This is a genomic window from Thiocapsa marina 5811, from assembly GCF_000223985.1.
GTDB classification, from domain to species: Bacteria; Pseudomonadota; Gammaproteobacteria; order Chromatiales; family Chromatiaceae; genus Thiocapsa; species Thiocapsa marina.
Genome location: NZ_AFWV01000005.1, coordinates 222,603 through 245,996 on the forward strand (window position 1 = coordinate 222,603; position 23,394 = coordinate 245,996).

General features: G+C 67.2%; 28 protein-coding genes and 1 pseudogene. 7 read left to right on the forward strand and 22 right to left on the reverse strand.

The window, feature by feature from the left end:
* Window positions 1-212: 212 nt before the first annotated feature.
* The gene (locus THIMADRAFT_RS08760) at window positions 213-2,156 is read right to left on the reverse strand and encodes a S53 family peptidase (RefSeq protein WP_040730471.1); all 1,944 of its coding nucleotides are present in this window, start codon (window positions 2,154-2,156) and stop codon (window positions 213-215) included.
* A gap of 424 nt (window positions 2,157-2,580) precedes the next feature.
* On the opposite strand from THIMADRAFT_RS08760, the gene THIMADRAFT_RS08765 reads away from it, so the two are divergent.
* Window positions 2,581-3,588 carry a D-cysteine desulfhydrase family protein gene (locus THIMADRAFT_RS08765; RefSeq protein WP_007192654.1) on the forward strand — a complete coding sequence of 336 codons (1,008 nt, stop codon included), beginning with the start codon at window positions 2,581-2,583 and terminating at the stop codon, window positions 3,586-3,588.
* A gap of 61 nt (window positions 3,589-3,649) precedes the next feature.
* On the opposite strand, the gene THIMADRAFT_RS08770 is transcribed toward THIMADRAFT_RS08765, so the two are convergent.
* The 3 genes from THIMADRAFT_RS08770 to THIMADRAFT_RS08775 form a co-directional block, all read right to left on the reverse strand.
* The gene (locus THIMADRAFT_RS08770; protein ID WP_007192655.1) at window positions 3,650-4,720 is read right to left on the reverse strand and encodes an endonuclease; all 1,071 of its coding nucleotides are present in this window, start codon (window positions 4,718-4,720) and stop codon (window positions 3,650-3,652) included.
* Between the two features lie 87 nt (window positions 4,721-4,807).
* The gene (locus THIMADRAFT_RS28385) at window positions 4,808-4,972 is read right to left on the reverse strand and encodes a topoisomerase DNA-binding C4 zinc finger domain-containing protein (RefSeq protein WP_324603133.1); all 165 of its coding nucleotides are present in this window, start codon (window positions 4,970-4,972) and stop codon (window positions 4,808-4,810) included.
* 29 nt (window positions 4,973-5,001) lie between these two features.
* Window positions 5,002-5,580, reverse strand: coding sequence for a nuclease-related domain-containing protein (locus THIMADRAFT_RS08775; protein ID WP_007192656.1), 579 nt, complete (start codon window positions 5,578-5,580; stop codon window positions 5,002-5,004).
* 211 nt (window positions 5,581-5,791) lie between these two features.
* Here THIMADRAFT_RS08775 and THIMADRAFT_RS08780 point away from each other — a divergent pair, with 211 nt between their 5' ends.
* Together THIMADRAFT_RS08780 and THIMADRAFT_RS08785 are read left to right on the forward strand one after the other, a co-directional pair.
* Window positions 5,792-6,316, forward strand: coding sequence for a hypothetical protein (locus THIMADRAFT_RS08780; RefSeq protein WP_007192657.1), 525 nt, complete (start codon window positions 5,792-5,794; stop codon window positions 6,314-6,316).
* Window positions 6,317-6,401: 85 nt separating this feature from the next.
* Window positions 6,402-7,094 carry an SOS response-associated peptidase gene (locus THIMADRAFT_RS08785; RefSeq protein ID WP_007192658.1) on the forward strand — a complete coding sequence of 231 codons (693 nt, stop codon included), beginning with the start codon at window positions 6,402-6,404 and terminating at the stop codon, window positions 7,092-7,094.
* Between the two features lie 197 nt (window positions 7,095-7,291).
* On the opposite strand, the gene THIMADRAFT_RS24630 is transcribed toward THIMADRAFT_RS08785, so the two are convergent.
* The 7 genes from THIMADRAFT_RS24630 to THIMADRAFT_RS08815 form a co-directional block, all read right to left on the reverse strand.
* The gene (locus THIMADRAFT_RS24630; protein WP_007192659.1) at window positions 7,292-7,837 is read right to left on the reverse strand and encodes a pilin; all 546 of its coding nucleotides are present in this window, start codon (window positions 7,835-7,837) and stop codon (window positions 7,292-7,294) included.
* A 101-nt stretch (window positions 7,838-7,938) separates the two neighbouring features.
* Window positions 7,939-8,412, reverse strand: coding sequence for a LexA family protein (locus THIMADRAFT_RS08795; protein WP_007192660.1), 474 nt, complete (start codon window positions 8,410-8,412; stop codon window positions 7,939-7,941).
* A gap of 54 nt (window positions 8,413-8,466) precedes the next feature.
* Window positions 8,467-8,973 (reverse strand): nucleoside 2-deoxyribosyltransferase, encoded by a 507-nt coding sequence (locus tag THIMADRAFT_RS08800; protein ID WP_007192661.1) that lies wholly within the window; start codon window positions 8,971-8,973, stop codon window positions 8,467-8,469.
* Window positions 8,974-9,022: 49 nt separating this feature from the next.
* On the reverse strand, window positions 9,023-9,658 hold the full coding sequence (locus THIMADRAFT_RS25585; protein WP_233490213.1) for a DinB/UmuC family translesion DNA polymerase: 636 nt from the start codon (window positions 9,656-9,658) through the stop codon (window positions 9,023-9,025).
* Window positions 9,592-10,287 (reverse strand): Y-family DNA polymerase, encoded by a 696-nt coding sequence (locus THIMADRAFT_RS25590; RefSeq protein ID WP_007192663.1) that lies wholly within the window; start codon window positions 10,285-10,287, stop codon window positions 9,592-9,594. Before THIMADRAFT_RS25590 ends, THIMADRAFT_RS25585 begins: the two co-directional genes overlap by 67 nt.
* Before the next feature lie 10 nt (window positions 10,288-10,297).
* A complete protein-coding gene (locus tag THIMADRAFT_RS08810) occupies window positions 10,298-10,903 on the reverse strand; it encodes an HD domain-containing protein (protein ID WP_007192664.1) in 606 nt (201 codons plus the stop codon).
* A gap of 70 nt (window positions 10,904-10,973) precedes the next feature.
* Window positions 10,974-11,393, reverse strand: a complete 420-nt coding sequence (locus tag THIMADRAFT_RS08815) for a LexA family protein (protein ID WP_007192665.1) — start codon at window positions 11,391-11,393, stop codon at window positions 10,974-10,976.
* Window positions 11,394-11,785: 392 nt separating this feature from the next.
* On the opposite strand from THIMADRAFT_RS08815, the gene THIMADRAFT_RS08820 reads away from it, so the two are divergent.
* The 3 genes from THIMADRAFT_RS08820 to THIMADRAFT_RS08830 all read left to right on the forward strand — a co-directional run bounded on the left by THIMADRAFT_RS08820 (window position 11,786) and on the right by THIMADRAFT_RS08830 (window position 12,842).
* The gene (locus THIMADRAFT_RS08820) at window positions 11,786-12,046 is read left to right on the forward strand and encodes a CopG family ribbon-helix-helix protein (RefSeq protein ID WP_007192667.1); all 261 of its coding nucleotides are present in this window, start codon (window positions 11,786-11,788) and stop codon (window positions 12,044-12,046) included.
* The gene (locus THIMADRAFT_RS08825) at window positions 12,043-12,333 is read left to right on the forward strand and encodes a type II toxin-antitoxin system RelE/ParE family toxin (protein WP_007192668.1); all 291 of its coding nucleotides are present in this window, start codon (window positions 12,043-12,045) and stop codon (window positions 12,331-12,333) included. Before THIMADRAFT_RS08820 ends, THIMADRAFT_RS08825 begins: the two co-directional genes overlap by 4 nt.
* 275 nt (window positions 12,334-12,608) lie before the next feature.
* Entirely contained in the window at window positions 12,609-12,842 is a 234-nt protein-coding gene (locus tag THIMADRAFT_RS08830) for a hypothetical protein (protein ID WP_040730475.1), read from the forward strand.
* A gap of 227 nt (window positions 12,843-13,069) precedes the next feature.
* On the opposite strand, the pseudogene THIMADRAFT_RS27860 reads toward THIMADRAFT_RS08830, so the two are convergent.
* From THIMADRAFT_RS27860 to bluB, 11 genes and pseudogenes are all read right to left on the reverse strand, one after another.
* Window positions 13,070-13,162 (reverse strand): annotated as a pseudogene (locus THIMADRAFT_RS27860) (hypothetical protein); the annotation flags it as partial.
* A gap of 31 nt (window positions 13,163-13,193) precedes the next feature.
* Window positions 13,194-13,475 (reverse strand): hypothetical protein, encoded by a 282-nt coding sequence (locus THIMADRAFT_RS08835; RefSeq protein WP_007192670.1) that lies wholly within the window; start codon window positions 13,473-13,475, stop codon window positions 13,194-13,196.
* Between the two features lie 161 nt (window positions 13,476-13,636).
* Window positions 13,637-14,161: a nucleoside deaminase gene (locus tag THIMADRAFT_RS08840; RefSeq protein ID WP_083829250.1), complete on the reverse strand. Its 525-nt coding sequence runs from the start codon at window positions 14,159-14,161 to the stop codon at window positions 13,637-13,639.
* A 186-nt stretch (window positions 14,162-14,347) separates the two neighbouring features.
* Complete coding sequence (locus THIMADRAFT_RS08845) at window positions 14,348-14,734, reverse strand: cobalamin biosynthesis protein (protein ID WP_007192672.1); 387 nt, start codon at window positions 14,732-14,734, stop codon at window positions 14,348-14,350.
* Complete coding sequence (gene cobI / locus THIMADRAFT_RS25600; RefSeq protein ID WP_007192673.1) at window positions 14,731-16,269, reverse strand: precorrin-2 C(20)-methyltransferase; 1,539 nt, start codon at window positions 16,267-16,269, stop codon at window positions 14,731-14,733. Before cobI ends, THIMADRAFT_RS08845 begins: the two co-directional genes overlap by 4 nt.
* A gap of 2 nt (window positions 16,270-16,271) precedes the next feature.
* A complete protein-coding gene (locus tag THIMADRAFT_RS08855; protein WP_007192674.1) occupies window positions 16,272-17,660 on the reverse strand; it encodes a bifunctional cobalt-precorrin-7 (C(5))-methyltransferase/cobalt-precorrin-6B (C(15))-methyltransferase in 1,389 nt (462 codons plus the stop codon).
* Window positions 17,653-18,837: a cobalt-precorrin-5B (C(1))-methyltransferase gene (locus THIMADRAFT_RS08860; protein ID WP_007192675.1), complete on the reverse strand. Its 1,185-nt coding sequence runs from the start codon at window positions 18,835-18,837 to the stop codon at window positions 17,653-17,655. Before THIMADRAFT_RS08860 ends, THIMADRAFT_RS08855 begins: the two co-directional genes overlap by 8 nt.
* 95 nt (window positions 18,838-18,932) lie before the next feature.
* A complete protein-coding gene (locus THIMADRAFT_RS08865) occupies window positions 18,933-19,613 on the reverse strand; it encodes a precorrin-8X methylmutase (RefSeq protein WP_007192676.1) in 681 nt (226 codons plus the stop codon).
* A complete protein-coding gene (locus THIMADRAFT_RS08870; protein ID WP_007192677.1) occupies window positions 19,597-20,430 on the reverse strand; it encodes a sirohydrochlorin chelatase in 834 nt (277 codons plus the stop codon). Before THIMADRAFT_RS08870 ends, THIMADRAFT_RS08865 begins: the two co-directional genes overlap by 17 nt.
* Window positions 20,420-21,226, reverse strand: a complete 807-nt coding sequence (cobM, locus tag THIMADRAFT_RS08875) for a precorrin-4 C(11)-methyltransferase (RefSeq protein ID WP_007192678.1) — start codon at window positions 21,224-21,226, stop codon at window positions 20,420-20,422. Before cobM ends, THIMADRAFT_RS08870 begins: the two co-directional genes overlap by 11 nt.
* The gene (gene bluB, locus THIMADRAFT_RS08880) at window positions 21,219-21,869 is read right to left on the reverse strand and encodes a 5,6-dimethylbenzimidazole synthase (protein WP_040730479.1); all 651 of its coding nucleotides are present in this window, start codon (window positions 21,867-21,869) and stop codon (window positions 21,219-21,221) included. Before bluB ends, cobM begins: the two co-directional genes overlap by 8 nt.
* A gap of 176 nt (window positions 21,870-22,045) precedes the next feature.
* Here bluB and THIMADRAFT_RS08885 point away from each other — a divergent pair, with 176 nt between their 5' ends.
* The gene (locus THIMADRAFT_RS08885) at window positions 22,046-23,341 is read left to right on the forward strand and encodes a cobyrinate a,c-diamide synthase (RefSeq protein WP_007192680.1); all 1,296 of its coding nucleotides are present in this window, start codon (window positions 22,046-22,048) and stop codon (window positions 23,339-23,341) included.
* Window positions 23,342-23,394: the final 53 nt, after the last annotated feature.

Here is a 23,394-nt window from a genome sequence, read left to right on the forward strand (position 1 = left end):
CAAGACAGACTTCTCGGCAGCCAAGCGGATGGCAATCGTCGGGACGTCCTGAAACATCGAGGCCTCACGCGTGACGTCCGCGTCCACTGACAGCCTGGCGCCCCCCGCCGAGTCTCAAGGAATCTCCCGGAATCCGGCGCGTACCCGCCGACTCCTGCCCATCGGAGTCCCGCGCGGAAACGGGCCAAGACGTCAAGATGGCATTCGGGTTGCTATCTCGACGCGCCGATGTCCTCGGAGGGGAGGTTATTGCGCTGTTTTCTGATCTGCATGAAGAACTGCGGGAATCTCGGTGATCCCCAACCGGTTGCCAGATCGTAGCCGGGTTTCGCTTCGGCGCTGAAGCTCGGGGGCTGGCTGCCCCAGGGAAAGACCTGCCAAGTGGTATCGTTGTCGCCGTAGGTGACGTCGCGGTACACCTGGCTGCGGACCTGCTCGTCGTTTCCGAATCTGTAGAGCAAGGGGCTCAAGAACCCCAGACGCCTTCTATCGATCGTCCGTAGCGCCTGATTCATGACGGCCACCGCACCGGCCATAAGCGGCGCGGCAGCGCTGGTGCCTCCGATCGCACCCCATGCACCATCGTTCAAGTAGGCATAACCAGGGACGGAATCGGCCAGCAGTGCCACATCGGGAACAGCCCGCGCATGTTTGAACGGACCAAAGGCGTCGCCCGCGATTGCGGTTGCACGCTGCCATCTGGGCTGTGCGAACCAGGCGCTCAAGCCGCCGGTTCCGGCGCCCATACTGATCATATCGACGGTTTGCCCAAAGAGCGACAGTTCGGCGAGCTTCTGCCAATCGTTCCAAACGACTTCCATGCGCACCGAGTTGTCCAGGTCGAACCAAAGGTTGGTGCCGCCGACGGCCGTGACCCAGGGCGATGTGGCCGGATACCCCGCACTGACGGCGCCGGCGGCGTTGGTCAGGATCTGCCCTTGCTCGAAACGGCAGGCAGTCACCCCGGAATCGCCGCTGGCCACAAAGACCGAGATCCCGGTGGCGGCGGCCCTGAGTAGTGCCCGTTCCGACAAGATGTTTTCGGCCAGATTGCCTTCGGCTTCACATCCTCCTAGCGAGATGGAGACGACGCTCGGGCGCTGAGCCGACGTTTGAGCGATAGCAGCCAGCAGGGTTCGCCCCAGACTTGCGCCGTCCGTGGCCGCTTCACCTTGTCCGTTCGTACTTTGAAACACCTGAATCTCGTCGAGCCCCGGGGCTGCGGCTGCCAGTACCTGTAAATCCAAGATGGTCTCTTGACCCGGCCCCGGCAGCGGCGGCCCGCCCGGCACCGGAATCACGCGGGGCGTTTGCCTGGGCAACCCGAAACAGTCCGTGAATCCATCGAGGTCGGTTTGGGAAAAGCCATCGATCTCGATCAGGGCTAGACGCTCGCCCCGACCATCGAAGCTCAGCGCGTGTGCCTGATCGAGGCCGTAGGCGTGAAGCCATTGGTTTGGCGTGTAGGGGTTGCGCCCATTTCCGCTCACCCCCTCGGGGCAGCCTTCCGGAGACCCCGCATTGGAAAGGGCGGAGTTGTAAGGCCCCGAATCATGTGGCATCGGGATGAGCGTTGGAGTCAGGGAGCGTTTCGGCGAGATCTCTGCGCCAAAGACGGCTTGGCTCGCGGACTCGGCCGCTACCCGGAGAGGGGTCTGATCTAGACCGATGAGGGCTTCGACGTACGGTGCGAGCGCTTCAGGAACCTGAGCGGGCGACGTCGGCGCGAGAAAGTGTTGGCGACCATCGGCCGTTTCGTACCGGGACAGGGTCACACCGGCCAGGCGTTCGGCCTCCTCGACGCGCAGGCGCGCCTCAACATAGAGCTCGGTTGGATCCAGTCGCGAGTCCACGCCCTGTTGGGCCAGATAACGGATGACCTGTTGCGCGGCGTCAGGCGAGGGGCCAAAGCTGTCGAGCACCGCTTCCATGGACAGGTAGCGGCCATAGTGGTTGGAGTCCGGATCGCCCGCGTCCAGCGCGACTTGCTCGAGTTGCCGCTCCTTCGGTGTACGCAGGACAAACTGCACGACGAGCTCATCGGATAACGGTGCTTCTGCAATCATCCGCGCACCGTTGGGCAACGCAAAAGCGCTTCGAGCACTCAACATGATGACGATTGTCATCGCCAGACCTGAAATGAATGACTGCATCATGACCTCGGCTCGGGCGAATGACCCTGACGATAAGCGATCAGGTGGAGCAGACATTCTACTACTCCCGTCGGTGGAATTGCGGGCCGCCGCCGCGGAGTGTCGCTGAACGCCGCCGCTCCCAGCGCTCCCAGCACTCCCAGATCATCCATGCGCCCGCGGGATCCGGCCGAGCCACTGTCAGCTCGGAACCTCGTCGCACGACCGGACGGATGCTTCGGGCAACACCCGCCCTCACGCGCATCGGTGAGTCGGTATACGTCTTAATCCAGAGCATCGACGCCTTGCAAATCTGGCCAGTCGCGCCGGGCGTGCGCCTCGCGGGACCTGACCCGATTCGGATACCAGCTGGTCAGGATCGCGCCGCAGACCGGCAGCACATCGGAGCGGACCGCGATCACCCTCTCATTCTTCGGAGAAGTCCCCGATGACAGCCCCATGCATTCCCCGCCTGAACCTGGCCCACCTGCCCACGCCCATCGAGCCGCTGCCGCGGCTGTCGGACCTGCTCGGCGGTCCTCGGCTCTTCATCAAGCGCGACGACCAGACCGGCCTCGCGCTTGGCGGCAACAAGACCCGCAAGCTGGAGTTCCTGGTGGCCGAAGCGCAGGCGCAGCGTGCCCGGACCCTCGTCACCGCGGGTGCCTGGCAGTCCAACCACTGTCGCCAGACCGCCGCCGCGGCGGCCCGGTGCGGGATGGACTGCATCCTGGTGTTGACCGGCGATCGTCCCGCCGAGGCAACCGGGAATCTGCTTCTCGATCACCTGCTGGGTGCGCGGATCGTCGCGACACCCGATCGCGGCGACCGCGATCGTCTCCTCGCGGAGACCGTCGAGACCGCCGCAGCGCAGGGCCGAGCCCCGTATCTGGTGCCCTACGGCGGCAGCAACCCGACCGGAGCGTTGGGCTATGCCTTTGCGATGCAGGAGGTCCTCGCGCAGGGGAGCGATGTGGACTGGATGGCCTTCGCCACCTCCAGCGGCGGCACCCAGGCCGGACTGGTCCTGGGGCAGCGTGTCTTCGGGTACGGCGGGACACTGCTCGGGGTCAGCATCGACGAACCGGCATCCGCGCTGACGTCACACGTCGCCGCCCTGGCGAGCGACGCAAGCGGGGCGCTGGGCCCACGCATCGCCTTCGATGCTGCGGACGTGCACGTCGATGATCGCTACTGCGGAGCCGGCTACGGGGTGCTGACCGATCTGGAGCGCGAGGCGATCGGGATCTTCGCCCGCACCGAAGGCATCCTGCTGGATCCGGTCTACACCGGGCGCGCGGCCGGTGGTCTGCTGGATCTCATCCGTCGGGACTTCTTCCCGAGCGATGCACGCATCCTGTTCTGGCACACCGGAGGGCAGCCGGCGTTGTTTGCCGAGCCGTACCGGAGTGCTCTGATCGAGCCGCGTATCGCGCATGAATCCTGGGCAGGTTGAGAGGAGCACGCCCCCGATCCTCGGCGACGGAGTGCTCGAACCATCCGATTCATCAAACCCGTCACAACGTTCGATAGTCCTCCACATAGCGGTTTCCCTTGCCCTGCAAACGCCGGATCCGCCGGTTGCGCTCGATCTCCCACGCATCGGGCGGATCGGCGTTGTTCCAGACCGCATAGAGCTTCTCGTCCTGCCGACTCAGACGAAAGCCGTAGGTATCGCGCATGTAGAACATGGTCCGGGCAATCTCGCCACGCACCGCATCGGGGGGTTGGACGCGGCGCAGGATCGGATCGAAGCGGATCGCGCAGTCGCCCAAACGCTGCCCGGAGCGCAGCTCGCTCCAGTTGAAATCGGAGCGCGCCGCGTTGATCGCACCGACCGCCGGAACGAGGTTGTGCAGATCGTTGTGGGCCGTGACGAACGTCGGGTCGACCCGCTCGCAGCAGGCGCGTCCCGAAAGGGTGTTGCCGTCGTCGCCTCGGCACTTGGAGAAGGCGGCGGGCTCACGCCAACAGCGCCGAAAATTGCCGAACTGAGATGCCGGGAAGACGTGCTCGGCCTCGACCCGTTGCGCGCGGCTGCTGCCGTCCAAGGTGCGGAGCCCGCATCCATCGAGATCGGTTCGACCATCGCGATCGTACCCGCAGCCACAGTAGAAGGTGACCCGGTGGCCGCTGTAAACGGTGTCGTAGAGCGCTGTTCTCGCCGCACTAAAGCTGGGCGCAATTCCCGTCTGATCGGTGTTCGATGCGCCGGGCAGGTCGAACGGCCAGAGATCGCGAGGCAACCATTCCGGCACCTGCTCGGCCACGACGCGACCAAGCGCATGGATGTCCACCCCGTCCAGATCGGACAGCCAAGAGCCGACGCCGGCGGTCGTATCACGCACGACATCCAACAGCAGCGTGCGGATGTCGCGCGTGATCTGGATCGCGCGCTGGCCATGCTCGGGCCAGGTCTGGACCAGCGACTCGGGCAGGAACGAGACCGAACCGATGAGGGCCAGCCCGATACCGAGATTTCGCAGTCCGTGCAGACTGCCGTGAAGGACCGGAACGAGACGGGCGAGCCCCGAGAGCCGCGGAGATTGGCGCGGTGGAGGGCGTTTCGGAGACGGGCGACGGGGCATCGGGGCGGGTCGACTTTACAGCGCGGCGGCCGGGCACTCTAGCAGAGCGCGCCGATTGCAGGCAGAACAACCAGACCGCAGCCCCTTTCACCCGAGCGGCTGCATCACCCGGCACTGCGGATACGTCGAGCATCCCCAAAACCGATCGCCAGTCTTCGACCCCTTCTTCACGGTGCGCAGGACGAGCGCGCTGCCGCACTTCGGACAGCGGCGCTGCGCCAGCGGATCCGCGCGCGTTTGAAGACTGCGCACGTGTGCTCGATTCGTTGCCGCCCCCGGCTTCAACCGGTCATGGCGATGCGCCGCAGGACGGCCTCCACCGCCGCCGCGCTGAACACCGGTTCGCGGAACGACCTGATGTAGCGAATGAAGCGGCCCCCTTGCGTCACGTTCTCCGGCATCGGGGTCTTGAAGGTGCTGGCCCCGACGAAGGTCACGACCGAGTGGATCGTCTCGGGAGGCACGTCGAGCAGCGCCTGCAAGGCTTTCACATGCTTGTAGTTCTGCAACAGCGGATTCTGAAACCGGATCGTGTGTCGGTAGATCTTCTGCGTCCACTGCGCCTGGCGCTCGCCGCCGAAGATCCAGCCCTTCATGTTCTTGGTCTCGATCGCGAAGATCCCGTAGGGCGAGACGACGACATGATCGATTTGAGTCGTGCCGTCGGGTGTCGGCAGGGTGAGATCGTGGACGGTACGATAGGTCGCGCGATCCAGCCGAAGCCGGAGTGCAAACCGAACGAGTTGCTCGCCCAAGATGCCTTTCACCCGCGGTGACTTCAGCAGCGCACCGAGGAGCGCGAGCGGAATCAGCCACCAGAGGGCGTTCAAGAGTGGCGCGAGGACGAGCGTCGGATCCATGACCGTGGGTTTCTTGGTGGGAGTATGCGGTTGCGCGAGCACCGCAAGTGTAAGCTATGCTCGACCGTCATGCGAGCTTGGGGACAGACTCGACAGGAAAAACAGGCGCGAGATACCGACGACTCCGACCTCGACGACACGGCGAGGTTGGTAAACTGCTCGGGCGCGAGGTGCGTCGACTGCACCCCGACCATCCAACACGGAGAAGCCGATGGATCCGCTTTCCGCCGCCTTCGCGGCCTATCTCAACACCTTTTCCACGACCGTGACCGACTCGATGCAGGCCCAAAACAATTACGATGTGCAAGCTCACGTCGTGGAGCATGAAGGGTATTCCATCACCTTTCAGCATCGCCTGTGGAAGATCCTGGATGACACCGTCTGCGCCGACCTCCGACAGGACCTCACACGCTATTCGGGCTGCACCGAGGCGGCTCGGAACTGGTTCCGGGAGGCCTGCGGACGTCTGAACAACAACCCGACGGACCACTGGTCCAACGCCAAGCTGAAGACGATGTACTGCAACGCCGCGGTGTCCTATCAACCAACGATCGCCGCCATCGAATGGTCAGCTCCGAGCGAACCCGACGCCCTGCGAAGCGCACGCGAAGCCTGCTCGCTCGCGCGCGTCGCGGTGCTCGGGGAGAACACCGCCGAGCAACGTCGCCTCAAGGCCGACGCCTGTGGTCGTTACGAGATGCTGAAAGGACAGACGTCGATCGCGGATCACGATTGACCGGGCGCGCGGCTTCCGCGAGGATCGATGCGTCGTCCCGTCGGCGTGCAAGCAACCGAAGACAGACCCGCAGGGAGATACATCCGTGTGCGGACGCTACGCCCAGTTCACCTCGCCCGGGGACATCGCCGAGATCTTCGGCGCGACCCTCGACAGCGCGGACGTCGGCCCACGCTACAACGCCGCCCCGATGCAATGGTTGCCGGTCATCCGCCAGCGCCCGAGCGGAGAACGGGTCGTGCAGATGCTGCGCTGGGGCCTGCTCCCGAGCTGGGCGAAAGACGAGACGATCGCCAACCGGCTGATCAACGCCCGCGCCGAGACCCTGGCCGAGAAGCCGTCGTTCCGCTCGGCCTTGCGCAAACGCCGCTGCATCGTCCCGGCCGACGGCTTCTACGAATGGTCCAAGCGCCCGGACGGCAAGCAACCCTATTACATCCACGCCTCCGACGGCACGCTACTGGCCTTTGCCGGGCTTTGGGAGCGCTGGACACGACCCGGCGACGGGGAGAGCATCGACAGCTTCACCATCGTCACCACCGCAGCCAACGATCCGGTGCGGGCGCTGCACGATCGTATGCCGGTGATTCTCGCACCCGAGGCCGTGGCCCGCTGGCTCGATCCGGCGACCAAGGCGGATGCGCTGACCGACCTGCTCGGCCCCTGTCCGGACGCACGGCTCGCGATTCACCCGGTCACGCAGGCGGTCGGAAACGTGCACAACGAGGGACCGGCGCTGATCGTGGCGGTATCCGACGAAGCCATATGCCCGCACTGACGAGGAACGGACCCGACGCCGTGACGGTCGACGCGTAATCATCGAAACGCCAACGATTCTGGATGTGCGCATCGGCAAGATCATTCGCGATGCACCCGAGCTTACCGACGAGGCACACGTCAGCGCTTGCCCCCGCCTCGGCCAAGCCTAACGAGATAGGACCTGCATAGCCGGATTGCTCGTTCAGTAGATGCTCATCACCAACTGAAGTCCCGGCACGTCGCAGGCAAGATCATCGACGGAACCCCGAATGCTGCGTCGCGCGGGCCGCAATACCATTGATAGATACCGCCGGTTTTGGCCACACCCACGAGAGTGATCTGGTTGTATTGCCATGACTTCATGTTGTAGCGCTTCGGGAATGTCGTTGGGTTCAGCTTGATGATCAAGCTGATCGAATCTTTCGCGGTTCCGACGAACCCCCCGATTTGTGCGGCATAGGGACCGGCATAAGCAATGTTTACACCTTCCACGTATCGAGACTGGATGCTCGTTTTTTCAAGCCCGAGCTCGTTGAGTGCCGCATCTCCAGCTCCACCTTTATGCGGAAAATACCCATGATTCGTATAATAGAGTGTCGTCTCCATCTTGAGCGGCCCGAGGGCCGTCAGCGCCTCGGTGATCTTGGCACGCGACACATAGTCCTCGTACTGCGGCAATGCGATCGCCGCCAGGATGCCGATGACGGCGACGACGATCATGAGTTCGATCAAGGCAAATCCGTGCTGCTGTCCGAGCGACATCCAGTCTCTCCTTACGAACGGCTCTGATTCGAACGCTCTCACGCGGCTGACACTACATCGGGTGCCGGAACCGTTCAAGCCAGATTCCGCGGCGACCACGCTCACCCCGCCCGCACCACCCCCGACACGACCCCGAGGATCTCCACCTCGTCCTCGACGAACACCAACGGGTCCATGGCCTCGTTCGCCGGCTGCAGCCGAATCCCGTCGAGCTCCCGGTAAAAGCGCTTGAGGGTGACCCCGTAACCGTCGATCCGGGCCACCACCGTCTCGCCGTTCTCCGCCGTCGGGCGTTGCTCCACGACCACCAGATCGCCCGTGTCGATGCCGTCGTCGGTCATGGACTCCCCGCGCACGTACAGCGCAAAACTGCGCCCGGCCGCGTGCCGCTTCACCAGACGGGCAGGGACCATCAGGGTCTCGCGCTCCTCGACCGCGACCACCGGTTGACCGGCGCTCACCAGACCGAGCAGCGGCAGCGCGACGGCGGGCTCCTCGTCCGGGTCGAACGGCTCCGACTCGGGGTGCCAGGTGGGACGCAGCTGTCTACGAATCGGTTGCAACACATCGTCCATCGCGATCTCCGGGCTATGAGCGTGTATTCGCTGAGTTTAGCCGCAGAACCGCGATCATGCGCGCCCGATCGCGGCTGATTCGCCCACCTCTGCGCCGATATCGAGAACAGGGTCGGACCCGAGCACCGCCGCGTGCATCTCCGCTTGCGTGTTCACGATGACGTCGCACGCCATCTCGACCATGGCGTTGACGATCGCATGCTCGGATTCGCCCGCGCGACGGAAGTCGGTGCGGATCCCGACGATCTTCGCATCCGCCGCCTTGGTCGCGAAGAAGTATCCGATCTCCCATGCGGTCCCGTCGTCGACCTGGGTGCCGTCGAGCAGGGCGATCAGGACATGGGCACGGTCGAGCCCGACCTTGCAGCGCAGGAAGATCTCCGCGCGTGCCTCGGCCCCCAAAGCGGCGATCTCCTCGGGCGTGATCAGCTCATAGGGCCAGATGATCTCGACGGGCTCGCCCCGTCGGGACGCCTGCTCGAGCAGGCGGTGTTTCGTCTTGCGGTGCCAGTCGCGTTCGGCTTCGGTGAAGAGCGGTCCCGCCAAGTAGATGACGCGCATGATCGTCCCTCAGTATCCCATGTGTTCGTCCTCGCACGTCGCGCCGGCATCACCCCGCGCGCACCGTCGCCAACCCCGCCCAGCGCGTCGTGGAGACCCCGGAGCCGCGCTCCGAGCGTCGCCGCCAGCCGGACCCGGACAGTTGACCCGCGAACCGCAGGGTCTCGCGCCCGTATTTGCGGTTCACCGCATCCAGCACCGCCATGCGGCGTCGTGCACGGTCGTCCTCTCCGACCTCGGCGAACAGATCCGCCGGCGCTTGCCCGTCCGGGACCACATCCGGCAACAGCACCCCGGCCTTGCGATAGGCATCGCCTGCTCGGAACAGCCGGTCGACCCCGCGGGTCGCGGCCCGCACCAGCGCCGTGCTGTCCTGCGTCGGCACGGGGAAACCCACGGTCACGGCGTTGGCGTAGAACGCCCGGCCCGTGTCGAAGGGATTGGTCTGCACGAACACCGTCAGCGCCTGGGCGGCGAGTCCCTGCGCCCGCAGCTTCTCCCCGGCCCGGCTCGCGAAGGCCGTCACCGCCGCCCGCAGCTCGGCCGGCTCAGTCACCGCGGCACCGAAGCTGCGCGAGACCATGACCTGCCGGCGCGGCGGCGCCACCTCCTCCAGCGTCAAACAGGCTTGCCCGCGCAGCTCCCGGGCGATGCGCTCAACCACCACGCCGAAGGAGGCGCGCAACCGCTGCGGCTGCGCCTCGCGCAACGCCAGGGCATCGGCGATGCCGAGCGCGCGCTGCGCGCCCCGGAGCGCGCAGCGATGCCCCAAAGATCCTCCACCGGAACTGCGGCCAGCACGGCGTCGGGGTCCGGCAGCGTCGACCAATCGAGCACCGGCCCGGCCGGACCCTGACCCTTCTTGGCCAGCCGATTGGCGAGCTTCGCGAGCGTCTTGGTCGGAGCGATCCCCACAGCCACCGGGATGCCGGTCCAGCGCCGCACGGTGCGGGCGATATCCAGACCCAGGGCGGTCGGTTCCCGGACCCCGGTCAGGTCCAGAAAGCACTCGTCGATCGAATAGACCTCGATGCGCGGGGCGAACCCCGCCAGCACCTGCATCACCCGCCGCGACAGATCCCCGTAGAGGGCATAGTTCGAGGAAAAAACCGCCGCATCGGCCCGGCGCAGGACCTCGGCGTACTTGAAGTAAGGCGCCCCCATCGGGATGCCGAGCGCCTTGGCCTCGTTGCTGCGCGCCACCACGCAGCCGTCGTTGTTGGAGAGCACCACCACCGGGCGCCCCTCCAGGCACGGGCGGAAGAGCCGCTCGCAGGAGGCGTAGAAGTTGTTGCAGTCCACCAGGGCGAACATGACCGGCGCCTCACGGGCCATCCCCGGCGGCGAGGGCATCCACTGCCTGCCATTCGCGCTTCAGCGCCTGGTCGAGCGCCGCCGGCACGCGTCCGGCGAAGGTCGCGACCAGTTCCTTGTAGTACCAGCGCGTACCCTCAAGCCCTGCGCTGAAGCGCGACCAGACCATCGCGCCGCATTCAACGCGGTCCAGGTGAATCGCTTGCAGATTGGCGAGCTTGTCGCAGGCCGATACCAGCAGCCCCGGCCCCGTGGCTTGCGCCAGATGTGCCAGATACGCCTCCTTGCGCTCGCCCCAGGGGGCCTTGTGACCCGAGTCGTCCGGCATTCCGTCGGTACAGAAGCGCACCAGCGCCAGCACCTCGGGACCGAACTGCGCCGCGATCGGCTCGGCCCAGTGGGGGCCGCCATCCTCCAGCACATCGTGCAGCAGCGCGGCGATGATCTGCTCGGCGTCCCCGCCGTGACGCTGCACCAGCGTGGCTACCGCCACCGGATGGGTAATGTAGGGCAGCGCCAGCCCCGAGGCGTTGGCCGTGCCCTTGCGCACCTGTCCCTGGTGGGCCTGCGCGGCCAGGCAGAGGGCGGCGTCGAAACGGGTCGCAAAGGATGTCATGCGTGATCTCCCGGCAAAGGCACGAGACTAGCAGTACCCCGCGACACTGATTGTCGCACTCGTGCGCGGGTCAGAACGAATGCACGACATGGGCGACCACGCCCCAGACCACCAGCCCCATCTCGCCCTGGATCTCCAGCGGCGCATAGTCCGGATGCTCGGGCACCAGCCAGACACGTTCACCCTCGATCTTCAGGCGCTTCAAGGTCAGCTCGCCGTCGACAGCCGCCACCACGATCGACCCGGACTTGGCCTCGCGCGAGCGGTCCACCACCAGCAGATCGCCGTCGCGGATCCCCGCACCGGTCATGGAATCCCCCTGCACCCGCAGGAAGAAGGTTGCGGCCGGATGCCGGATCAACTGCTCGTTCAGATCGATGGTGCCTTCCAGATCGTCGTCCGCAGGCGAGGGGAAGCCGGCCGGAATGCGCGCGCCGAAGAGAGGGAGCGGGCAGGGGAGCGGAGCGAGGGTGCAGGCGTGGACGATCATCGGCTTGCCGGGCGCAGTGGATGAATCCGCGCCGCGCTCAAGGCGGGGTCGACAAACTCGGATCGAGGCATGACGAATGGCCTGAGCGGTACAAGAGGCCGGTCATGATAGCGCATGCGGGGATTGTCGAATCAAGCCGAAACGCCCGGGCTTTAGGGGTCGCGATGCAGGTGACCTTGACGAGAGGTGATTCGATCCGCGACGGGGTCCAAGCGCGACGCGATTTCGCCCCGGCTGACGGTGAGCGACAGCGCGAAGCAATGAATCGGGATATCCGGAAAGGCCGCGGCGAGGTGGGGCAAGACGCCTGATTCGTCGCGTTTGCTTGTGACTCTGCGTTACCCCATGCAATGCTTGCAAAATAGTGCAATGCAAACACATGAGGTTCCCATATGGCCGGCAGCACCATCACCGTGCGCACCGACCCGGAAATCGCCGCGCAAATCGCCTTCCTCGCGCAGGCCATGGATCGGTCCCGAAACTGGGTGATCGAGGAGGCACTCAGGCAGTACATCCAGGCCCAATCCTGGCAGCTCGAGGGAATCAAACAGGCACAAGCCTCGCTTGATCGCGGGGAAGGCATCCCGTTCGAGGCGGTGATGGAGGACATGGACGCGCTGATCGAGCAGACAGCCCACACGCGTGAGCCATGAAAATCGTCGTCTCGCCAGAGACGCGCGACGACCTTCTGAAGATCGTTCTCCACATGGCAAGCGACAACCCGGACGCGGCACGCCCGCTCCTGAAACGACTTCGCAGCCGCATCACGGACCTCGAGGACACCCCGCACATCGGCAGGCCCGGCCGCGTTCCGGGCACGCGCGAGCTGGTCATCCCCGGAACCGCCTACATCGCTTCCTACCAGGTCAGCGGCGATCAGCTGCAAATCCTGCGTGTCTATCACCGTGCCCGGCAGTGGCCGGATCACTTCGAGGAGTGACCCCGCGCGACGGCGGCCTCGATCTGTCACGCCGAGGCCCGGCGCAGAGGCGGGTGCATTCAGGTCGATGCGCTCCGGAGGCCAGGGCGATCCGGCCCGACGCGCTCACGAACTCGGCCCGACGCCGCCCCGGGTCGACGTCGCTGGAAAAGCGTGGCCTGCTTACGCTATGTTGCCTGTTCCGTGACAACGCCTTCCCGGCTTCGCGGTCGCACCGGCCATCAGGCGTTCGTGTCACAAAGCTGCATTCACGAACCGAGGCCCTCACGTCGCCCATGAGCCGGATCACCGCACCTCGCCACATCCAACTCATCAGCCGCATTCTGCACGCAGCCGGCAATACCCCGTCCGATCCGGCGCCGCCGCCATTGGCCGCACTGACCGAGTCGTCCGGCCTGCTCGTGGAGGTCGCCGTCACGCACCCCCGAGACGAGCGGGCTCCGCCCGGCGTCCGCCGCACGCGGCTCGTCGAGGCGATCGCGCTTGCAAGCGCTGCACCGCGACGCTGAGTCCCCTCGGAACGGGGCATCATGACGAGCGGACGGGAAGGCTTGCGGTCGTGCGCGTCACGTTTGCAGCGCCGTTGCGACCCGCTCCAGAATGGCATGCGCCTCGGCGGCCACCTGATCGGCCACCGCGTCTTCGACCAAGGCGAGCACGGGAACCGGGTCCATGAAATCAACGGCGTGCGTGACGGCGACACCTGCCGGACCACGACGTTGCAGGGCAGCAGTGCCCCCGCCGAGGGCCGAGAGCCGATCACGCGACTGGCCAACCCCGGCGCACCGCTGCCGACCAGTTCATCGAGCACACGCTTCGCGTCGATCATGCCGACGTCCTCGCCATCAATTCCGATTCGCTCACGCGCACGTCTGCGCAGGCTCGCTCTCGATCTCCTCGACGCGCTGGCCTTCCGTGTCCACGGAGGCGCAGACGCCTATGTCGAGCGGACCGTCGTCGGTGTCGATCTTGGTCGCGTTGGTCGCTGGAAAGGTCCGTCCGCCGATGACCCAATCACCGACAGCGCCGTCCAAGGGTCGACCGTCGACGATGCCGTAGAAGTCGTCGTCGGCCAGGACGCCGAGCGAAAAGACGAGGGCGGAGAAGGCCAAGGTCATGGCCGGGATGCTTGGATTCTTCATCGGGTGTTTCCTCGGTTGAATCGGGTTCGGGTCAAGATATCCGATGCGCGCTGACGATAGGCTGACTATGACGCTCGCCTCATCGCTTCCCGCCGTATCGGCAACGCTCTTCGATGTCTTATCGAGCGATCCGTTCAACTGGTCCGTGCAGAACGCAAACCTCAGTAACGCACCCGCCCGGGATCGGCGGCGAAGGCTTCGAGGACCTCCAACGCCTCCGCCCGCAGCAGTGGAATCTCGGGGATCGCACGCTGCTCCGCGGGCCTTGCCAGCTGCTCGTAGATGAAATGGTCATCGAAGCCGATGCGCGCCGCATCCCGAATACCGAACCCGTAGAACACGCGCTCGATCCGCGCCCAGTAGATCGCGCCGAGACACATCGGACAGGGCTGGCCGCTGGTGTAGAGCACGCACCCCTGCAGGCTGATGTTCCCGATCCGCCCGCACGCATCGCGGATCGCGACCATCTCGCCATGCGCGGTCGGATCCCCGGTGGCGATAACCCGGTTCCAGCCCTCCCCGATGATGCGCCCGGCACGCACGATCACGGCACCGAATGGCCCGCCGTCGCCCGCTGTCGCACCCCGACGGGCCAATGCGATGGCGCTCCGCATGAAGTGCTCGTGATCGGACGAGGCATCCGCTTCGCCGACGCCTCGACCGGAAGATTCGGACTGCTGGTTCACATCAATTCCTATCGGCTTGCGGCTGCCCGAGCCGCTCCGACGTGGTCTCGCGGTACAGCGGCATATAGACCTCGTTCGATTTTGCTTGGACCCAATCGTCTCTCGAGCCGGGGATCTGCCAGTCGTCCGGCGCAGTGAGGCGACACCTGCGCCCCAGCTCCGGTCTCTGGCCCCGATGTCACGGAGTCAACGGATCCAGAGTGCGAGTGCGACCGTAGCATGCTTACCATCCGCGCCACGATAGCGATACTTGGGAAGAAGCAGCGCGGATGCGCCACTGGCCAGGAGCGCTGCGGCCTCCGAGACGGACGGGGTGCCCATGATCCGCTGCACCGTCCGAGACGGGTTCGGAACCGAAACCCCGGAGAGCGCCTCGGCCGTAAAGAGTCTGAACGGGACGCGCAGTGCGTCGGCGAGCGCCAGGATCGCCGGCTCGTCGCCCTTGCGGTCGATGCTGGCAATGCAGCAGATCTGTAGGGGGCCGAGTCCGGCCGTTGCCTGGTCGAGTGCAGCCTTCAGCGTTGCCGGAGCGGCGCCCCGGTCGCAGCCGATTCCGAGCGCGACCTCGATCATCCGCGGGCCGATGCGGTCGGTCGGTAAACCACCACGCAGTCGCCCAACCGGGCCCGTTGCCCTGCGTCGGCTCCGTCACGAGAGATCCACAGATAGGCGCAGGCGTTCCCGGCCTGCTCCGGGCGCTCGACGCAGCGCAGATTGGCAGGCAGCGGGCGGTCAGCCGGCCACCAGGTTCCGTCGCGGTCGGCGCCGATCACCACCACGGGCTCGCCGTTGACGACGCAGGCCGCGGCGCGCTTGAGTGTGTCGGGATCGGCATCCACCTGCCACCCCAGCTCGCGGCCCAGGATATCGACGGCGATGGTGCCTTGAACGTCGGAGGCGGTGGTCAGCACGGGGGTCGCACCGAGTGCGGCTGCCAAGGCACTCGCCAGCGCATTGGCCCCGGCGAGATGACCTCCGAACAGCGGGATCACAAAGCGGCCGGCCTCGTCGATGGCCAGCACCGCCGGGTCCGAGCGTTTGTCGCGCACCAGTGGTGCACAGAGCCGCAGTGCCGCGCCGGCCGAGCCGATGAAGACGAGCGCGCGGCGTTGCTGAAACAAGCTCGGGATCCAGGCCGAGACGGGATCCTCGCCGGCAACGCAGCGCATCCCGAGCGGGCGCTCCGGCGGGGGGCGCAACCGCGGTGGAACCAGGATCTCGATCAGGTCAGGTACCTCTTGCGCCAGCCGTTGCGCCAGCTCGACTCCGGCGCGCGTGAAGGCAACCAGGGTGGTTCCGGTACGGGGCATCGGTTTGCGCGGCGCCGCAGCCGGCTCGGAAACCGGCGATTGTCCCAGGCCGCGCCCCCGGTCCTGTCGGATCAACACCAGAGACAGGTAATGGATCGGCTGTCCCCGCAGCGTGGCGAGGTCGCGGACCAGACGCTCGTCCGGTGTGCCGACACGTTCGATGAAGCAGGCCGCGCCGAGCAGACCGCGATCGGCCAGAGCGTCGATCAAGGCATCCAGCACAGGCCGCACCTTGAGCAGCACGAGTGCATCGAAACGCCCGAGCAGCCCGTCCAGGTCGCGCATCGCCTCGGGCGCCGAGAAGACCGCGAGCGGCTCCTCGCCATCGGCCAGGGCCTGACCCGCGGTTGCGGCGGCGGCATTGAAGGAGGACACGCCCGGGATGACTCGAACCTGGATCCGCGGATCGTGGGCACGGACGGCGCGGGCCAGATGGCCGAAGGTGGAATAGGTCGACGCATCGCCTTCGACCAGGAAGACCACATCGCTCCCGCTCGCCAGACGCTCGGCGACCTGCGCCGCCGCGATCGACCAGGCGCGGGCCAGATCGGCCGCATCCCGCGTCATCGGGAAATGCAGGGCCATCCCCTGCGCGGGCGCACTTAGGCCCGCGCGCTCGGCGATCGCCAGCGCATAGCTCGATCCCGCGCGGTCGCTCGGCCAGGCCCAGCAGTCTGTGGAGACGAGCGCCGACCAGGCCGCGCGCGTGATGAGTCCGGGGTCGCCAGGGCCGAGCGAGGCGCCGATGAGCTGGCCCATGGGGGAGGGTGTACCGGGCTGCTGCGATGGGTCCGTCATGGTCATCCGAAGGTGGGTTGCGGGTCAGGATCCGAGCCGAGTCGAGTCGCCCCCCGACCGGCCCGGACCTGGATCAACCAGACCGGGTTCTCTGGCTGGAGTCGGTGCCCGCCGGCTAGGGGACGGCTGCGGGCGGCCTGGATCTGCGTCATCGACCAGTCCGCGCCGCAACGGCCGAGCAGAGCCATGGCCACGGACAGGTTCTCCAACAGCACGAAGGACAGGACCAGTCGCCCGCCCGGGCGTAATCGCCGCAGGGCGTCATGCAGGATCCCGGTTAGTTGGCCGCCGCTGCCGCCGACGAAGACGGCGTCCGGGTCGGGCCAGTCGGCAATATCCATCGGGGCGAGGCCTGCGCGCACGCTGTAGTTGGCGACACCCAGGCGACGCCGATTGGTCTCGATTAGAGCCAAGTCCGCGGCGTTCTTCTCGATGGCATGGACATGGCCGCACGGACAGAGCCGTGCGGCCTCCAGACCCAGACTGCCTGAGCCGGCGCCGATATCCCACACCCGGTCTGACGGGGTGAGCTCCAGCAGGGCGAGTGCGACGGCGCGGACCTCGCGCTTGGTGATGAGCCCTCGCTCCGGTGCGCGCTGATCAAACAGCGCGTCCGGCAGCCCGAAGAGGGGGAGTGCGGCAGCGGGGAGGCGACGACGCAGCAGCACGACGTTGGGCTCGGCAAAGCGCGCGCTCGCGAGATCCGCCGCCGGAATGCCCGAGATCAGTCGCTCGCCGGGCTGCATGAGGCGCTCGGCCACGCAGAGATCGAAGGCGTCGTCGAGCCCTTCGGCCAGGAGCAGCCGGCAGATCCGATCGGGACCGTTCGCCGGACTGGTGAGCACGCCGACCAGATCGCCGGACCCGGTTGAACCGCTCAGCGCCTGCGCCAAGGCGTAGAGTCCATGGTCGGGCGCACTGCCGCAAACCCAGTCCCCGCTGTCGCGATGATGGACGGAAACCCAGCGCGCGCCCTGCCAGGGCAACAGGAATCGGGCGCAGGCGAGCTGCAGGGTGCTCGGATTGGGCAGCACCCGCAGTCGCCCCGCCGGCAGCCGAGCAGCCAGCAGCCCGCCGATACCGAAGCAGAGTGGATCCCCTGTCGCGAGCACGGCGACGGGGACATCGGCGCTCAACGATTCGGCGACCCAGACCGGGACTCGGTTGACCTGCCCGGTGAGATCCAGCCGCTCCGACGCGGGATCGAGCAGGGAATCGCACACTGCCAGCAGACGCGCACCGCCGATGACCCGGCGGGCGCGACCGAGACGCTCCCGCGCCTCGGCGCTCAAACCCGCCGGACCGTCGTCGAGCACGCCGATCAGCCAGCAGAGCGACGCCGGCTCATCGGAATCACGACCGGACGGAGGAGACGTCAAAGGCTCAGCCAACCTGCGTCTCCGTGCGTGACAACAGCGCGCCCTCGGGCGAGAAGGCGATGACCTCGAGCGCCGTTCCGGCGGCCAGACCCCTCGCCAACGCCCGTGCCGCGGCCTCGACCAGTGCCTGATGAAAGCGCGCGGACAGGCCGGCCTCGGCGGCCAGCTCGGCCACCCAGCGGGCGGTATCGCCCTCTTGGATGCGCCGGCACAAGTCCCGGGTCGCACCGCAGTGCGCAGCCAGCTCGGCCAACCGGGCCATATCGATCGGCGCCTTGCGGGCATGAGTCACGCGCAACCCCTGCGCCATCTTGGCGAGCTTGCCGGCCATCCCGCCGACCAGGACCCGGTCGAGCCTGCCCTGCCGGGCGGCATCCCGCGCGGCATCAAGAGCCGCGCCGACAAAGTCGCCCATCTGAACGAAACAGACCTCGTGCAGGTCCGGTAAGGTCTCCATACAGTAGCGCTCGGTGCGGCGGCCGGTCGTAAAACAGACGGCCCGTTCACCCTGAGCAACGGCAACCTGGACACCCTGCCGCACCGTCGCCTTGAAGGAGGCGGTGGAATAAGGGTAGACGACCCCGGTGGTACCGAGGATCGACAGCCCGCCGAGGATGCCGAGGCGGGCGTTCAGGGTGCGGCGGGCCAGGATCTCGCCATCGGCGATGGACAGGGTTGCTTCCAGACCGACGCGGCTCAGCAGCGCGGGTGCGGCGGCGCGCAGGTTCGACTCGATGTAGGCCCGCGGACCGGGGTTGATGGCCGCCTCGCCCACCGGCAGCCCGAGTCCGGCGCGGGTCACCCGACCGATCCCGACGCCGCCGAGGAGCCGGACCGTGCCGGCCGCGTCGGGCAGGGTGCGCACCTGCACGGCGATGCGCGCGCCGTTGGTCACATCCGGATCATCCCCGGCGTCCTTGACGACGACCGCGTGGGCGACCCCGTCGACAAGGGACGACTCGGCGACCGGAAAGACCGGCCGGCGTCCTTCCGGGAGGAGAATCGTGATCTGCTGCGGGACCGCCCCGGTCGCGAGCCCTTGCGCGGCGGCAGTCGCCGCCGCGGCGGCGCAGGCCCCGGTGGACCAGCCGCTGCGGTTGCCGCGCTTGCCGCGGCGTTGAGCGGACGCGCCGTCCGGCGGGTCGGCGGCTTGCGGTTGCGGCGAGGGCTGTGCCGGCGCGTCGGGCATCGCGTGATGCCTAGCGTGGATGCGCGGGGCGAGCAACCCCGGACCCCGCCACGGACGGCCGCACAAGAGGACGAGGGCTCCGCCGGGGATCCGCCCTAGGCATGTTCCGACCGTCGCGCCGCGGCAAGGATCATCAAGGCATGCAGGGCCGCCACCACCAGGGTCGAGCCGCCCTTGCGACCCGAGACCAGGATCCAGGGCACCGCATCGAGCGTGGCCAGGGCCGCCTTGGATTCGGCAGCCGAGACGAAACCCACCGGCATCCCGAGAATCAGGGCCGGTCGGGCGTCCTCCTCACGGATCAGCCGAATCAGCTCCAGGAGCGCCGTCGGCGCATTGCCGACGCCCACGACGGCGCCGTCGAGAAGCCCCTCGCGCCGGGCAAACCGGATCGCTTGGACTGCGCGCGTGGTGCCCTGTGCGCGCGCCGCGGCGATCACCTCGGGCCGGTCGATGAGCTGATGCGCCGCCAGGCCGAATTCGGCCATGCGGGTGCGCGACAGCCCGGCCCGGATCATCTCGACATCGCAGAGGATGGGGGAACCGCCCTCCAAGGCGGCGATCCCGGCGGCGACGGCGCGCGGATGAAAGCAGGTCAGGCCGTTGAAGTCGAAGTCCCCGCTGGCATGGATCAGACGGCGCACCAGGGTCCACTGGTCCGGATCGTAGGCATGCGGAGCCGCTTCGGCGTCGATGGTCGCAAAGGAGGTCTGCTCGATGAGCGCGCCGCTTGCGGTCAGCAGCGCCCCGCCGTTCGCCTCAGTGCCGGTGGTCATGATCCGCCGCCGGTGCATGGGCGCAGCCGTCGCAGGGCAGCAGCGCGAGGCCGTCCCGGCATTCGAGGAGCCGCTGATCCAGCAGCGCCATCAAGTGCTCGTGGGCGCCGATATAGCCCGCGCGTGCGATGATTCGGGTCGGATACTGGGTGCGCAGACGCGCCACCTGCTCGCCGATGCGCTTGATGAGCCGGCCGGTGAAGAGGTAGTACGGCAGCACGATGATCTGGCTCATGCCCAACCGATCCAGGCGCTGCACCACCTGCTCCAGACGCGGGAAGCAGATACCGGTGAAGGCCGGCATGACCAGCGCGTGGTCGGTGGTTTCGTAGAGCCAGTGCGCCATCTTCGCCACCTCGCCGGTGGATTCGATGTCCGAGGCCCCGCGCGCCAGCAGAACCACGCCTGTGGTGTGCGGGTCCGGCATGTTCAGCTCGACCATCGCCTGGTGCAGGCGCAGACGCAGTGCCTTGAGCAGATGATCGGTGGTGCCCAGATGCCGGGCGCAGCGAAACTCCACGGTCGGGTGCCGTTCACGGGCGGCAGCGAGTGCCTGCGGGATATCGCCCTTCACATGACCGGCGGCGTTCAGGATCAAGGGCAGAACCAGCACGCGAGCGCCGCCGCTCGCCAAGGTTGCCGCTTGATCCAGGCCATCGTCGAGCAGGATCGGGGCATGCTCGATCCAGCACACCAGTACCTTGATCTCGGGATGGCGCTCGGCCCAGAGGGCGGCGAACGCCTCGACCTCCTGGTTGCCCTCGCTGCCGGGATCGCGGGCGCCGTGGGCGGCCAATAGAACCACATCATGTGTCATGGGATGAATGTTCTCGGTGTGGGCGGAAGCCGTGTGAAAAGTCTGCGTCGTAGAGCCGCGAGACCTCGGCCTCGTTGCGTTCGCGGGCGCCGAGTGCCGGACTGGCCAGGATCATCGCCTGACGGCGGATGCCGGCGCCGACGCAGCGCTCGGCGATGTCGTCAAGCCGGCCGCGCAGCACCCGCTCCTCGCCGGGCCAGGTGGCCTTTTCCACCACGGCAATGGGCGCGGAGGGCGACCAACCGGCCGTGCGCAGCGCGGTGACCACCTCGGCGATGCGGTCGATCGAGAGGAAAACGCAAAGACTGCATCCGTGCGCAGCGAGCGACGCCAGCGATTCACCCGCCGGCATCGGGGTGCGTCCTTCGAGCCGGGTGAGGATCACGGTTTGGGTGACCTGCGGCAACGTCAGTGTCTCGCCTGCCGCAGCGGCCGAGGCCATGGCGGAGGAGACCCCGGGGACGATCCCGACCTGGATGCCGGCGCGATCCAGCGGGCGCGCCATCTCGGCGAGCGCGCCGTAGAGTGTCGGGTCGCCGGTCTGGAGCCGGACAACCGTGGCATGACGGGCGGCGCGGGTGCTCAGCCAGTGCGTGATCTCGGTCAGACTCATCCCGGCCGAGTCGGCGATCTCGCAGCCTGCGCGGGTCCATTCCAGCGCCGCGCGGGATACCAGCGAGCCGGCATAGAGCACGGCGCCGGCCTCGCTCAACAGCCTGCTGCCACGCACCGTGACGAGATCGGCCGCGCCCGGGCCCGCACCGACAAACCAGACCTTGCCCGTGGAATCAGACACCGGATCCCCAGACGTCGTGGTGGATCAGGGTCCGCAGATCCAGACGTGGCAGCCATCCCGCCGATTCGAGCTCCGGGCGGTCGTGAAAGACGCTGACGTAGCCCACGCAGAGGTACGCGACGGGAACGATCTGCGCGGGGATACCCAGAGCCTCGTGCAAGACCTCGCGGTGGACAATGCTGACCCAGCCAACGCCCAGGTTTTCAGCGCGGGCGGCGAGCCACAGATTCTGGACCGCACACACGGAGCTGTAGAGGTCCATCTCCGGGTTGGCGGTCCGCCCGATGACGACGGGTCCCGTGCGCGCTCGGTCGCAAGTGATGCAGATGCCGACGGGCGACTCCAGGATACCTTCCAGCTTGAGTTGCCGGTAGCGCTCGCGGCGATCGCCCTCGAACAGCGCGGCTGCCTCGCGGTGAGCGGTCTCGAAGCCGTCCTTGATGCGGCGTTTCACGGCCGGGTCGCGCACTAGAATGAAGTCCCAGGGCTGCATGAAACCGACGCTCGGGGCATGGTGTGCGGCCGTTAGAATACGCTGCAGAACCTCGTCCGGGATGGGGTCGGGCAGGAACTCACCGCGCACGTCGCGACGGGCAAAGATAGCTTTATAAACCGCATCGCGCTCGGACTGACTGATCTGCAAGACTCTGGGCTCCCGCCGACAAAAAATGGGTATCGGTCCGGCGTCGCTCCGCGCACCCGCCGACGACATCGACGCGCTCGGACGAGCAAGACGGTAGACTCATCGGAGCGGGGGACCCCCGCGCCGGCCGCCTAGTCTATACAGCATTCGCTCGAGCCACCAAGGGTGCACCACACATGAGCGCAATCCAGTCGTGCCCCGCACTCTTTCTCGCCGCCTCGGCGTCCGGACAGGGCAAGACCACGCTCGCTGCCGGGCTCGCCCGCCATCATGCCAACCAAGGTCGGCGGGTGCGGGTGTTCAAGACCGGGCCGGATTTTCTCGACCCGATGATCCTCGGCCGGGCGGCGGGCGCTGCCGCGGCACCGCTCGATCTGTGGATGGTCGGCGCCGAGGCTTGCCGCGCCAAGCTCTACGCCGCGGCCGGGGAATCCGATCTGATTCTGATCGAAGGCGTTATGGGGCTGTTCGACGGCACGCCGAGCGGCGCCGACTTGGCGGAGACCTTCGCCGTGCCGGTGGCGGTGATTTTGGACGCCGGCGCCATGGCGCAGACCTTCGGCGCCCTGGCCCTGGGGTTGGCGAGCTACCGACCGGGTTTGCGCATGGCGGGGGTGCTCGCCAACCGGGTGGGCGGCGCACGACATGTCGAGATGCTGCGCGCATCCATGCCGGCGTCAATCCCGTTTTTGGGTGCCGTGCCGCGCACCGACGCGGCGGCGATCCCGAGCCGTCATCTGGGTCTTTTGCAAGCCACCGAGATTGCGGATCTCGACACGCGCCTGGAGGTCGCCGCGCGGATGATCGCCGACACCGAGCTGGCACGCCTGCCGGCGCCGGTCCACTTCGCCCCGCCGACCGAGGAACCGGTGCCGCCTCGTACCCTGGCAGGGCGGCGCATCGCGGTCGCTCGGGATGCCGCCTTTTCGTTCGTCTATCCGGACAATCTGTCGCTGCTTCGGGCGATGGGCGCCGAGCTGCGCGAATTCTCGCCCTTGGCCAACGAGACGGTGGAGGCCGACGCCGTCTATCTGCCCGGCGGCTATCCGGAGCTCTACCTGTCGACGCTTGCGGCCAACACCGCCACCCGCGCGGCCCTGCACGCCCATGTCCGCGCGGGTCGTCCGCTCTATGCCGAATGCGGGGGGCTGCTGTACCTGCTCGAGAAGCTCGCCGACCGCGACGGCCGGGCGGCGCCGATGACGGGGCTCCTGCCCGGTCAGGCGCGCATGCAACGGCGCCTGGTCGGCCTCGGCATGCAGTCGGTGGATCAACCGCAGGGCCGGCTGCGCGGCCACAGCTTCCACCATTCGGCGTTGGAAACGCCGCTCGAACCGGTCGCGCGCGGCGTGCATCATCCAGACGGCAGACCCGGCGAGGCCGTCTACCGGCATGGTCCGATCCACGCGAGCTATGTCCATCTGTACTTTCCGTCTTGCCCTGCGGCTGCCGCCGCATTGTTTCTGCCGTGAGCGCCCCGTGCCGCGCACCGTTGCGACGGCGGTCCGTGGGTTCGATGACCCTG

Excerpts from the sequence above, each read along its gene's own strand:
- THIMADRAFT_RS08760 (WP_040730471.1), bottom strand. The coding sequence starts at position 2,156 with ATGATGCAGTCATTCATTTCAGGTCTGGCGATGACAATCGTCATCATG.
- THIMADRAFT_RS08765 (WP_007192654.1), top strand. The coding sequence starts at position 2,581 with ATGACAGCCCCATGCATTCCCCGCCTGAACCTGGCCCACCTGCCCACG.
- THIMADRAFT_RS08770 (WP_007192655.1), bottom strand. The coding sequence starts at position 4,720 with ATGCCCCGTCGCCCGTCTCCGAAACGCCCTCCACCGCGCCAATCTCCG.
- THIMADRAFT_RS08775 (WP_007192656.1), bottom strand. The coding sequence starts at position 5,580 with ATGGATCCGACGCTCGTCCTCGCGCCACTCTTGAACGCCCTCTGGTGG.
- THIMADRAFT_RS08780 (WP_007192657.1), top strand. The coding sequence starts at position 5,792 with ATGGATCCGCTTTCCGCCGCCTTCGCGGCCTATCTCAACACCTTTTCC.
- THIMADRAFT_RS24630 (WP_007192659.1), bottom strand. The coding sequence starts at position 7,837 with ATGTCGCTCGGACAGCAGCACGGATTTGCCTTGATCGAACTCATGATC.
- THIMADRAFT_RS08795 (WP_007192660.1), bottom strand. The coding sequence starts at position 8,412 with ATGGACGATGTGTTGCAACCGATTCGTAGACAGCTGCGTCCCACCTGG.
- THIMADRAFT_RS08800 (WP_007192661.1), bottom strand. The coding sequence starts at position 8,973 with ATGCGCGTCATCTACTTGGCGGGACCGCTCTTCACCGAAGCCGAACGC.
- THIMADRAFT_RS25590 (WP_007192663.1), bottom strand. The coding sequence starts at position 10,287 with ATGTTCGCCCTGGTGGACTGCAACAACTTCTACGCCTCCTGCGAGCGG.
- THIMADRAFT_RS08810 (WP_007192664.1), bottom strand. The coding sequence starts at position 10,903 with ATGACATCCTTTGCGACCCGTTTCGACGCCGCCCTCTGCCTGGCCGCG.
- THIMADRAFT_RS08815 (WP_007192665.1), bottom strand. The coding sequence starts at position 11,393 with ATGATCGTCCACGCCTGCACCCTCGCTCCGCTCCCCTGCCCGCTCCCT.
- THIMADRAFT_RS08820 (WP_007192667.1), top strand. The coding sequence starts at position 11,786 with ATGGCCGGCAGCACCATCACCGTGCGCACCGACCCGGAAATCGCCGCG.
- THIMADRAFT_RS08825 (WP_007192668.1), top strand. The coding sequence starts at position 12,043 with ATGAAAATCGTCGTCTCGCCAGAGACGCGCGACGACCTTCTGAAGATC.
- THIMADRAFT_RS08830 (WP_040730475.1), top strand. The coding sequence starts at position 12,609 with ATGAGCCGGATCACCGCACCTCGCCACATCCAACTCATCAGCCGCATT.
- THIMADRAFT_RS08835 (WP_007192670.1), bottom strand. The coding sequence starts at position 13,475 with ATGAAGAATCCAAGCATCCCGGCCATGACCTTGGCCTTCTCCGCCCTC.
- THIMADRAFT_RS08845 (WP_007192672.1), bottom strand. The coding sequence starts at position 14,734 with ATGATCGAGGTCGCGCTCGGAATCGGCTGCGACCGGGGCGCCGCTCCG.
- cobI (WP_007192673.1), bottom strand. The coding sequence starts at position 16,269 with ATGACGGACCCATCGCAGCAGCCCGGTACACCCTCCCCCATGGGCCAG.
- THIMADRAFT_RS08860 (WP_007192675.1), bottom strand. The coding sequence starts at position 18,837 with ATGCCCGACGCGCCGGCACAGCCCTCGCCGCAACCGCAAGCCGCCGAC.
- THIMADRAFT_RS08865 (WP_007192676.1), bottom strand. The coding sequence starts at position 19,613 with ATGACCACCGGCACTGAGGCGAACGGCGGGGCGCTGCTGACCGCAAGC.
- THIMADRAFT_RS08870 (WP_007192677.1), bottom strand. The coding sequence starts at position 20,430 with ATGACACATGATGTGGTTCTATTGGCCGCCCACGGCGCCCGCGATCCC.
- THIMADRAFT_RS08885 (WP_007192680.1), top strand. The coding sequence starts at position 22,046 with ATGAGCGCAATCCAGTCGTGCCCCGCACTCTTTCTCGCCGCCTCGGCG.